Raw genomic sequence first — 10,172 nt, forward strand, 5'->3', positions numbered from 1 at the left:
TGGCTTCTTTTGTCTGTCCGGAATTTACCATGCCAAGAATTCCCGATAAGTGGTTCTTCATGTCATGCCGCATCCGCCGCAGTTCCAGATAATAACCTTCCCGTTCCTCTGCCTGATGGCTGCATAAATCTAATTGCTGTTCATACAGCCGGTTCCGGGATTGAAGCTCCGCTGCTTGTCCCATCCGGTCATATACCGTAAAAATCACATAATTCACCAGCAGAAGAAGTATGCCTGCGACAACCGAGAAAAAGGAATATTCCGAATGCGATGCCGCTATAAGAAAGATGTGGTGCATCATATAAATACTGCTTACCGGCACCAGAAGGGCTATAATAAAATATCGCAGGGAAATCTCTGCATACTGCTTTTCCTTTGTGTAACGGTCAAGCAGTACAGAAAACAGAAGCATACACATCTTGGATATGAAGCTTCCGGCAACATCAATGACGCATTCGTCCATACCGGCCGCCTCTAGGATAAGTAACGCTATGACTTCTACCACCATCCATACTGTACAAATAAGAAGGGTGCTGATACAACACTTTTTCAGACTCTTTTTTCTGGTAACAGTGCTGATCATAAACACCATGAGAATATTTCCAACTAGCAGAAATTGTGGAGGAAATAGGTCTTCAACCCCTGTTGTCACCAGAAATACATAGTATAAAAGCCAGCTTATCATACCTATAGGTTTCCTGTTTCCGGAACCCAAAAGAGTCGTTATGCATCTCTGTATGATCAGAAGCTGTAGTACTGGAAGCAGAAAGATCAGTATAAGCGAAAAATATTCCTTCATTCAATGACTGCCTTTCCCGCTGCCATTGCACAAATCTGGCGGCGCACCTCCCTTTGCCGGTCTTCACTGATTTTTAGATTAATTTCTTTTCCGTTCATACGAATTGTCAGATTATAGAAATTCATCTTTATTATGTAATCATAGTTCACTAGAAATGACTGATGGATGCGGAGGAAATACCTCCGGCTGTCTGCCAGTTCCTTTTCCACGTCACTCAGCTTACTATAAAAATATGCTGTACTTCCGTCCCCAAAGAAGATATGTACCACGCGATTGCGGCTTTCAAAATATACCACATCTTTTAGAGGAACCTTTCGGAGTTCTCGGTTAAATGTAAACTGGAAAAAAACTTCTGTTTCTCCTATTCGTTGGCAGGCTTCCTTAAAATATCTGCGAAATTTTTCTTTATCCAACGGTTTTGATAGAAAACGGAACGGTTCCACTTCAAACAGTTCCTTTAAATATTTGTCATATCCTGAAATATATATAAACAGCACTGAACGATCTGTCTCACGGATTTTCCGTGCGGCAGAAATGCCGTCAACCTGTTCCATTTCAATATCTATAAAAATAAGTCCGTATCGTTCCCCGGACTGTATGCTCTTCAAAAGTGTCTTTCCATCGGAAAACACATCCGTATCAACCCGGATTCCTATGCTCCGGCTTTCCTCTAGTACCATGGTCTCGAGGCTTCCCATAAAGCCAAGGTCATCATCACATATGGCTATCTTCAGCATTTTTAAGTACCTCTTCTGCTATATCTGATTCCCCTTCTTCCAACTGCGCCTGTTCCAAACGTTTGAGAATACACCGGAGTGTCTTTTTGTTCGTGTCCGTCAGGTTGTTGTAGCGGAGTACAATGTCATAGCACTGATCCATCTCCTGATTCATGCGGATCTGCCCGCTCAAATCCCGTTTTATATCGGACAGCCCGAGAATATAGTCAGTAGTAACGTTAAAATACTCTGCCATGCGAATAAGCAGGTCTGTGGAGATAGCGCAGGTGTCTTTTTCCATCTTGCTTACCGCCTGCTGGGTGGTATTGATTATAGTCCCAAGGGCTTCCTGTGACATGTTGTGGCTCCTGCGGAGCTCACGGATACGGTTCTCAGTCATAATTGTGACATCCTTTCTAATAACTATTTTACATAATTATTATTGGCTTGCTCACAACTGGATAGTGTAAACAATCTACGTGTTCTCGTATATTCTTTCCTTATTTCCATCTCCTATCATCACAGACAATACATAATATTTTTCACACTTTTCTCAGCAATCTTCTTATGATATTTAAAAGTGAATCTTCATCAGAACTCCTTTTAGCCCTTTCGTATTGTAACAATCGAAAAAGACTGACTCATATTACTTCCTATTTATCAACCTGTGAACATACAAAAAATCTTATCTCCTTTTAATAAGAGGCTACTCAGATTTACAAATCTCGAATACGGCTGCTATACTAGCCACTTAATTATAACTGTACCCTGACTTGTACTCTCCATCCGGTCGGATATGTGCCTGATACACAGATATGAAATTATCAAAGTGCAGTAAAAGAGAATATTTTTAGACAAAAGCCCCCTTCACCTAATTTACCGCAGGTAAAGGGGGCTGCCGAAAAAAAAAATCATTTTTTATATGGTAACGATAATTAGGAATTATTGGGTGGATAATTTGGTGGTATCTGTTGGATTTAGATTGGCGAATTAAGGAATGGATAATCAAAGGTTATCTGTCAAATACGATTAGGAAATATTGTGAATAATAATAAGAAATTATTCATTATGCTCAGTTTAGATAAGTGCTGTGCTGAGCATAAGATAATTTTGAATTGCTATCACTTAAAGCGATTTGCTGTATTGAAAAGGAAGGTATGAAAGCACTATGAAACAGATAGGCGAAGTTTTTTCCAAATTGGAAATAGCAGCATCTGCTGATTTTCTGAAAACAATTGTTCCATCGGAACCCCTGAGAACTGAAGAAAACTCATTCGAAGCAACAAATCAAAATTTTGATGAATCTTTCAAAGGTTCTTTAATGCGGCATGGCATATACAATAATTGTGGTTTTACAAATGTAAATTTTGAAGGAACGATTGGAAATAATTCTATTTTTAAAAATTCTAAATTTGAAGACTGCAAATTTGTGAATGCAAATTTTATGTATTCTGATTTTTCCAATAGTAGTTTATTAATCAATTCTAGTTCATGTAGATATGATTTTTCTGATTTTACTGGTACAAACATTTTCCAAAGTAACATAGACGGAACTTCCTTTAGAGAATGCTATTTTCGAAACGGTACATTGGAAACTTGTGAAATTAAACAATGTGATTTTGCAAATTCGACCTTTAGTAATTGTTTTATTAAAGATATAGATTTATCCGTAACTACATTAGATTTTGCCGAGATTACAGATACTAAATTTCAAGATGTTACTTTACCCTTTTTTGGGATATTGAATCTAGTAAATGGATTTGAACAAATAGTTCATCAGGAAACAGTTTCTTTTAAGCCGGCAAGTTCTGATTATATGGTAAAGGGGGAAAAATATATTGAGGATATTCGATTACTTAAACCCGTTTTTTATTATGAAAGAAATTTTTTGGCTCTTGCAAACATATATGCTTATGATGGTGAAATAGAAAACACATATTATACCATATTAAATGGTTTAACATACGCATGTAGGAACAAAGATTTCAGCCTGATACGACATCTTTGTAAATATGCCTCCGTCAATAAATACTTTAATTTGGAACAACTAAAATCATTCTATGATCTTCTGGAAAATAACGTTAATGTCCAACAATTACAATATGTTGAATATCGTAACTACATTAATGAACTTTCTATCGCAAAAAGTTTACTTATTGATAGTCCTTTTAATAGAGATATTATCGAAATAAATTTAAAAACAAAATTTGATTATACTGATGTGGATAAATTAACAGAGACATTTAATATTATAAATAGTACACTTGAACAATATGCGCCCGACTCAAATAATTGTATAACTGTTAGGCACAATTCTCCAATAAATCTTACGATTTTAGTATCAGATAATATATATACATTAATTCTAGTCTTTATGGCACTTGAAGTAGTTTTTAATAGGTCTTGTAACGGAATAGAAAAAATACAAAATATTATTAAGAACCGACGGGAAATTAAATTGCAAAAATTGGAAATGGAGATTAAAAAAATAGAGATTGAAAAAATGAAAGCCGAACAAAAGCGACAACAAGACACTCACCACATACTGCTTCCAAGTGATTTTGAAAATATCTCTTATATTGTTAAAACAATCAACGATTTGCCAAAGGAACTTCGGAACTGCAAATAAGAGAATAGAGAATAAGGCACAGTAAAAATATACAGACATTTACTGTGCCTTTGAGTGGTTAGCGACCACCACCGCCGCCGCCACCGCCGCCGCCACCAGACATTGCAGTCGAGCAGTTATCATATGCATCCTCCATATGATATTCGGCAGCTAATTCTGCAGTATCTTCATCAAAGACTGCAAGAATGGTACCTTCTTGTAACATAGCATTACACCTCCTTTTTCTTTGAATCTGTTAAATATCCTCGTTGATACATTTTTAAAAACAAAATAGTCAAATCTTCAAGGATATAAACATTTGGCTCAGACTTTGTCAAATAATCTATCGCATCTGATATTGTATGCGCTGTTTTGAAAAAATCAATAATAAATATCAAATGCTTATTTCCTATCATATAATGATGTGTTTTCCAATTATAGATAATATATACTTTTTTCTTTGCGTCAAAGCCATAAACCAATGTATCTGGAATACAAACCTTTGTCTTAAAATCTATTGAAACTGCATTAGTTACAGGAATAGCACTATTCATCTGTGCCTTCCACTTCAAAGTATGTCTTGCCGTCTCACTAAGCCTGTAAAAAATATGTGGTTTTATAAAAGAGTCTATTGGCATCCATGGATAAAGCATTTCACGCATGTATTGATCTCGCTCCATAAACAATTGTTTTTCTAAATTGGGTTCTCTATCCCATTGTAAAGTATTGCCTAGAAAGTCTCGTAATTGGCAAGGATAATAAATTTCTTTTATTTCATATTTATCCGGGCAACGAAATACATGGCTACTAATATCTAGATTAAACACATTGAGATTAAATGATACAAGAGGATATTTTTTGCACAAATAATGTAAATAATCATAGGTTTTCTTCCGATCATAAGAATTTTCACTAGGAAATCCAATAATCATAGGAAAATGGGTGGAAATTCCCGCACTAGAATATGTAGCACATATTTTTTCTACTATATCGAAAGAAAAATCTTCATCAAACTTATTCATTGATTTGAGAACATTAAGCGATGCCGACTCCAATCCCAGTCTCAATTCCTTTAAACCCGATTTCTGAAGAAGTTCAATCAGGTTTTGATCCAAAAGTGATTTTTCTATACGACACCGAGCCTGCCATATAATTTTAATTTTATTTTGTATAAAAAAATCTGCTATATATTTTAGTTTATGTGGATGAATTGCTTCATCTATAAACCATATATATTTGATCTCTTTTTCTTTATGCAAATGTTCTATAAGATAATTTAATGATGTTTCAAGTGCATTCTCTGTAGAATCATCATTATTAAAATGATATTTCTTGTTAATTCCACAAAATGTACATTTGTTCCAATAACACATATTGTAGGGTTGCAAATGCACATTAGCTAAGTCACTTATAGAATGCTGAGTTTGAAAAATCGGCACATAATTTTTCCTATTAGCCTTATAGGAAGTCATATGTATTTCATCATCACTCTTATATATTAAATTTGGAACCGTTGAAAGCTCCTCATTATTTTCTAGTGCGCTAAGCAATTTTCCTTCTGTTTCATCGTAGTATTCCAATATAATTGAATCAACCATTTTAAATAAGTAATCATTTTGAGTTAGATATGATTCCAATTTGTTTAATGAATAATACTCCGATGAATGTCGAGAAATAGAAATATGCACATTAGGAAACTCTTTTTTTATTAAGCGACATATTGCCATGTTATAGAATGTAGGTGCACCATCTATAAAAACAACAGGGGCTAGTGCTTCTCTAATTTGAGGCAAGACATATTGCTTGACAAAATGTAGATAGGGATTCTTTTGTTCATCTAAGCAGTCATAATATATTTGTGAAGCAGAGTAATTATTTGTTTCAAAACCATTTTGAATCGTAAGCCGATGAGGCTTAAAAACATATTCCGAATAAATGTTACAAACAATACTAAATGTTTCCAAATAGCGAAAAAAATCTTTTGCAGATATGTCAGAATTACAAACTGATTTTTTGGCGATTTCAACTTGCTTAATAAAAGTATCTATATCCGATATAATAGCAATATATTTAGGCGATACAGGAACTATTTTATCAATAATTAATTTGATTTTCTTAGAATCAAAAATATAAGACCAAAATAAATTGGAAGCATCCAACTCCCTTCCATTCAGAGTTAAAACGGTAGTTGATAAGCCATTTGGTATAGGACTATAAAATTCATGAAATAACCCACCCACGGATAAAATTCGTATATAATTCATAATATTTCTCCATTAAAAATACAGCAAATCGCTTTAAGTGATAGCAATTCAAAATTATCTTATGCTCAGCACAGCACTTATCTAAACTGAGCATAATGAATAATTTCTTATTATTATTCACAATATTTCCTAATCGTATTTGACAGATAACCTTTGATTATCCATTCCTTAATTCGCCAATCTAAATCCAACAGATACCACTAAATTATCCACCCCATAATTCCTAATTATCGTTACCATATTAATTATATAAATTTTGCAAAGATTTAGCAATCTTAATATACCAAATTATCGAAATTTTCTCCTATATTTATCTTATTTCTTGGGTGTCTTGTTCTCAATATCTCTTTTTCCTTCTCAGTTGTCACATATGTATATATCTCTGTTGTCGTAATAGAAGCATGCCCAAGCATTTTTTGTATATATCTGATATTTATATCTTCTTCCATCAAGTAAGTAGCAAATGAATGTCGGAACATATGTGGTGTAATATTTATATCTGCCTGTATTTCGTCCGCATATTTATGTATCATACTTCTGGCTGATTGTTCAGACAATGGCTTTCCATATCGGTTGACAAAAAAATAACCATGCCTCTTTATCTCATCTTCAAAGCATGCTTTATAGACATTCAATATAGACAATACATCATTATTTCCTATTTGAAGATACCGTTCTTTTCCTCCTTTTCCTCGGATACATAACCCACCATTCTTCAAGTCAAAATATTTACTTTGTAAATGGCACAACTCCGAAATACGAAGTCCTGTTGAAAAAAGTGTTTCCACTACTGCAATATCCCTTAAAATGATTTTTTTACGCCACTCTGAATATTCTTTAAGACTTCTTTCCTTATAAAGATGATTCAACAACTGCTCTATCATATCTCTTGGAATAATTTTAGGTAAAACAACTTCTTCTTTAAACTTTGTTTTTACCTTGTGAAATGGATTTATCTCTATTATCTCTTCTTCCTCCAAATAATGAAATAGAGCTTTCACACTGGCAATTTTTCTCTTAACTGTTTTTTGCTTATACATACAATGAAGGTATAAGAGATATGAATTCAACGTTTCTTTATCTGGATTATTTTCTATCACTGTAATAAACTGTTCCAAATCCGCCTTATATGCCTTTATCGTCTTATCATTAAGTTCCTTTTGAAACTTACAATAGTTCAAATATTTATTGATTTCTTCTTTTAAAAGCATTGCAAAAACCTCCTGGTTTATTTTGTATATAAGACATATGGTAATATTTAACATATATATCTGCAATCATACATTTTTAGTTGCCATATTCTTTATATTTTCAGCATGGTAATTGTCTTTATAATTGAATTACCTTCTAGAATCTGCTGATTTATTATATAACTGATTATCGCCCCTCCATGTACTTAACCAATAAATGAAAGGGCGATAGTTTACAATAATTTTCTCTGCAAACTGCTTCTCTACCTCCAAAAGCCGCTCGTAGGAATCTTCCCTGCCGGGAACGATAATCATCTCTCCGGTTTCCTTATCCACCTCTGTATGCTCCTACTTCAAATCATGGATAAAGTATTTCTTCTTGGGTTCTGTGAATGGATTGATTTTGAATTTCTCGGTATCGTGTGTTGTCAGAAAGGTGCAATACATGATGGATATGGACTTTTTTCAACTACTTTATAACCATCTGAAAAAACGGCGTTACAATAACATTTGCCAGAATGCAACACAGGATACTAATTACCTCAAAGCCACAATACTTGAAAATGAACTGAATGCAGAATATGAAAAACTTGATTTATCTGATGAACAGCGAAATGTCATAATGCAGTGGCTAGATGCTATCCATGCACAAGAGGCTGCTTATACTGTTGTTGCTTTCCGAATGGGGATGCAATGCTTTTTCCTTACTGATGCAGTTGGCAGATTTATAATTACACGAAAAATCAGCGGTATTTCAAAACTTTTAGGTCTTGGAATACCACTGATACTGTGTTTTTATTTAGTTAAAAAAGGAATCATTTTCCCCTTATACCCCCTAGCGAGTGCCATTGTAATATGGACGTTTTAGATCCTCAAGAAAAATATTACAAAATTATTACCAAATTAACCTATTTAACTTCTTCCAAACATTTTTTGTATACCTTTTCAATATATTCACATTCCATGCTGTCACACAAAGTTAAACTTTGCACCATATGTGTGAAAATATTGTCATCGACAATTTCAATGGGCTCAGGTAAATATTTTATGCCTTCGTTTTCGTATGCGGCTCTTGATACATATGCAACAGCATCTATAATACAGTCCCACGCACTTATTTTTTTTCATCTTCCTCCATTTCTTGGAATAATGTAAATCCATTTTCTTCATTATCCAAAAAGTTATATAATACTTCTCCTACATTTTCTTCTGTATGTACCCATTTCCAACTAACTTCTATAGCTTCATTTATTAATCCCTTTACATTACTTTCTTGCAAATATGAAGATGCCTTTTCTGCCAATTTGATAGCAAAGATACATTTGTTTTTTTGCTCTAATTTCGTTATATCCATATTTGTCCCTCTATTCTACATATTGTCCATTTTGAATTACAAAATTACTTTTACCTGTAACTTTAACATCTGGTAATATCTCAGATGTTACTTCTATACGAAGATTAGGATGCATCCTGGATGTCTTCCGCTGATTGGATATCGTATTCTTCTAAAAGCTGGTGAATGATGTTACGTTTTCCTTCTGTCATTTGCATTCTGTGTATAGGTTTCTTTTCTCTTGCCATAGTAAAAAGGCCTCCTTATGATAATTTATTTTATCATAGAAGACCCTTCATAACATCATTTACAGAAAAAGTTTCACATTCTCTTACATGGATTTTATTACAATTTCAGCATTGACTTCTTTTGCTTTCTCTAATGCATGAGAGAAAACAGTTAGGAAATCATTCCCATCACTTGTTACAAAATAATTTGATAAATCTGTAATATCTTCACTAATATCATTTCCCCATGGGGGTTGTTTTGACAAATCCTCTATGTCCCATACTACCTTCTCAGGACTGAATTTTTGTAACTCTTTTCTGATTATACTTAATTCCTCTAATGCCTTATCCGTATTATCGCATTCTAATTTCCCTTGATATAACTCGTTCATAATTACTGGGAAACGACTTCCCCAATTCCCATTTTCTAAATTATATGCTACTGTAGAAAAGAATGAATGTAAAAAATCACTATCTCCTATTTGATACCAATAAAACTTTACCTTAAATCCAACTGCCATGCTATCCTCCTAGTCCATCTTAAACAGTATTTCAACACCATTATCTGTTCTCTGCATAATGTCATCATACAACGCACCTAAAGCTTCATCTGAAACATTTTGACCTCTAATATCAATCATAACTGATTGCTTTGTTCAATCGGGCAAGTTTTCTATTCTTTGATAATACTGCTTTTCAATATTCCGCGCAAGATTACTTCTACCACTTGCACTTTCTACGTTGTAATTTTTTATATCTACACTAAACCCATCCTTGTAATAATCGGGACGTACACTTCCTTTTGTTCCATAAGGAACCTCTTCTCCATTAATAAATGATTTTTGTGCATCATAATCTGGAAAATCAGTTGCTGCATCAAGTTCCGATTGTCTCCATGTAGGTCTTGATGTTGGTGTACCACCCCCAATACCACTCCCCCCTCCCGGCAAAGCCTGCTGTGCCCATCCCTGCACCGCTGCCAGATATTCGGTATACTGCCCCGGAAGGTATGGCGGATTCAAGGCTGGCACTGTC

At 34.2% G+C, this 10,172-nt stretch carries 13 protein-coding genes and 1 pseudogene; 2 read left to right on the forward strand and 12 right to left on the reverse strand.

From position 1 onward, the window contains the following. The 3 genes and pseudogenes from DXA36_RS33745 to DXA36_RS28925 all read right to left on the reverse strand — a co-directional run. Positions 1 to 463 (reverse strand): annotated as a pseudogene (locus tag DXA36_RS33745) (sensor histidine kinase); the annotation flags it as partial. Between the two features lie 332 nt (positions 464 to 795). After that, positions 796 to 1,536: a LytR/AlgR family response regulator transcription factor gene (locus DXA36_RS28920; protein ID WP_069431769.1), complete on the reverse strand. Its 741-nt coding sequence runs from the start codon at positions 1,534 to 1,536 to the stop codon at positions 796 to 798. After that, entirely contained in the window at positions 1,514 to 1,915 is a 402-nt protein-coding gene (locus DXA36_RS28925) for a helix-turn-helix domain-containing protein (protein ID WP_069431770.1), read from the reverse strand. The genes DXA36_RS28920 and DXA36_RS28925 overlap by 23 nt, the downstream gene beginning before the upstream one ends. Positions 1,916 to 2,683: 768 nt before the next feature. Here DXA36_RS28925 and DXA36_RS28930 point away from each other — a divergent pair. After that, complete coding sequence (locus DXA36_RS28930) at positions 2,684 to 4,144, forward strand: pentapeptide repeat-containing protein (protein WP_069157698.1); 1,461 nt, start codon at positions 2,684 to 2,686, stop codon at positions 4,142 to 4,144. A gap of 58 nt (positions 4,145 to 4,202) precedes the next feature. On the opposite strand, the gene DXA36_RS33200 is transcribed toward DXA36_RS28930, so the two are convergent. The 4 genes from DXA36_RS33200 to DXA36_RS32740 form a co-directional block, all read right to left on the reverse strand. Further along, positions 4,203 to 4,349: a hypothetical protein gene (locus DXA36_RS33200; RefSeq protein ID WP_159464067.1), complete on the reverse strand. Its 147-nt coding sequence runs from the start codon at positions 4,347 to 4,349 to the stop codon at positions 4,203 to 4,205. 4 nt (positions 4,350 to 4,353) lie between these two features. Continuing rightward, positions 4,354 to 6,387, reverse strand: coding sequence for a B12-binding domain-containing radical SAM protein (locus DXA36_RS28935; RefSeq protein ID WP_069431771.1), 2,034 nt, complete (start codon positions 6,385 to 6,387; stop codon positions 4,354 to 4,356). Between the two features lie 275 nt (positions 6,388 to 6,662). Then, positions 6,663 to 7,598: a tyrosine-type recombinase/integrase gene (locus tag DXA36_RS28940; RefSeq protein WP_118682737.1), complete on the reverse strand. Its 936-nt coding sequence runs from the start codon at positions 7,596 to 7,598 to the stop codon at positions 6,663 to 6,665. 129 nt (positions 7,599 to 7,727) lie between these two features. Continuing rightward, a complete protein-coding gene (locus DXA36_RS32740) occupies positions 7,728 to 7,913 on the reverse strand; it encodes a hypothetical protein (RefSeq protein ID WP_069431773.1) in 186 nt (61 codons plus the stop codon). Between the two features lie 109 nt (positions 7,914 to 8,022). Here DXA36_RS32740 and DXA36_RS28945 point away from each other — a divergent pair, with 109 nt between their 5' ends. Next, positions 8,023 to 8,445: a hypothetical protein gene (locus DXA36_RS28945; RefSeq protein ID WP_069431774.1), complete on the forward strand. Its 423-nt coding sequence runs from the start codon at positions 8,023 to 8,025 to the stop codon at positions 8,443 to 8,445. 40 nt (positions 8,446 to 8,485) lie between these two features. Here DXA36_RS28945 and DXA36_RS34465 read toward each other — a convergent pair whose 3' ends face one another. The 5 genes from DXA36_RS34465 to DXA36_RS33205 form a co-directional block, all read right to left on the reverse strand. Next, on the reverse strand, positions 8,486 to 8,695 hold the full coding sequence (locus DXA36_RS34465) for an Imm6 family immunity protein (RefSeq protein WP_081330033.1): 210 nt from the start codon (positions 8,693 to 8,695) through the stop codon (positions 8,486 to 8,488). Further along, entirely contained in the window at positions 8,692 to 8,931 is a 240-nt protein-coding gene (locus tag DXA36_RS28955; RefSeq protein WP_069431775.1) for an Imm6 family immunity protein, read from the reverse strand. The genes DXA36_RS34465 and DXA36_RS28955 overlap by 4 nt, the downstream gene beginning before the upstream one ends. A gap of 104 nt (positions 8,932 to 9,035) precedes the next feature. Next, positions 9,036 to 9,158, reverse strand: coding sequence for a hypothetical protein (locus DXA36_RS33900; RefSeq protein WP_278336234.1), 123 nt, complete (start codon positions 9,156 to 9,158; stop codon positions 9,036 to 9,038). A gap of 83 nt (positions 9,159 to 9,241) precedes the next feature. Then, a complete protein-coding gene (locus DXA36_RS28960) occupies positions 9,242 to 9,658 on the reverse strand; it encodes an immunity 70 family protein (protein ID WP_069157704.1) in 417 nt (138 codons plus the stop codon). A 135-nt stretch (positions 9,659 to 9,793) separates the two neighbouring features. Next, positions 9,794 to 10,172 (reverse strand): hypothetical protein (locus DXA36_RS33205; protein WP_207666385.1); only part of this gene is annotated, 379 nt, incomplete at its 5' end.

The sequence above is a fragment of the Eisenbergiella sp. OF01-20 genome (genome assembly GCF_003478085.1).
In the GTDB taxonomy this organism is placed as follows: Bacteria; Bacillota; Clostridia; order Lachnospirales; family Lachnospiraceae; genus Eisenbergiella.

Bases quoted from the DNA above. Each gene is read 5' to 3' on its own strand.
- DXA36_RS28920 (WP_069431769.1), bottom strand. From the start codon at position 1,536: ATGCTGAAGATAGCCATATGTGATGATGACCTTGGCTTTATGGGAAGC.
- DXA36_RS28925 (WP_069431770.1), bottom strand. From the start codon at position 1,915: ATGACTGAGAACCGTATCCGTGAGCTCCGCAGGAGCCACAACATGTCA.
- DXA36_RS28930 (WP_069157698.1), top strand. From the start codon at position 2,684: ATGAAACAGATAGGCGAAGTTTTTTCCAAATTGGAAATAGCAGCATCT.
- DXA36_RS33200 (WP_159464067.1), bottom strand. From the start codon at position 4,349: ATGTTACAAGAAGGTACCATTCTTGCAGTCTTTGATGAAGATACTGCA.
- DXA36_RS28935 (WP_069431771.1), bottom strand. From the start codon at position 6,387: ATGAATTATATACGAATTTTATCCGTGGGTGGGTTATTTCATGAATTT.
- DXA36_RS28940 (WP_118682737.1), bottom strand. From the start codon at position 7,598: ATGCTTTTAAAAGAAGAAATCAATAAATATTTGAACTATTGTAAGTTT.
- DXA36_RS28945 (WP_069431774.1), top strand. From the start codon at position 8,023: ATGATGGATATGGACTTTTTTCAACTACTTTATAACCATCTGAAAAAA.
- DXA36_RS28955 (WP_069431775.1), bottom strand. From the start codon at position 8,931: ATGGATATAACGAAATTAGAGCAAAAAAACAAATGTATCTTTGCTATC.
- DXA36_RS33900 (WP_278336234.1), bottom strand. From the start codon at position 9,158: ATGGCAAGAGAAAAGAAACCTATACACAGAATGCAAATGACAGAAGGA.
- DXA36_RS28960 (WP_069157704.1), bottom strand. From the start codon at position 9,658: ATGGCAGTTGGATTTAAGGTAAAGTTTTATTGGTATCAAATAGGAGAT.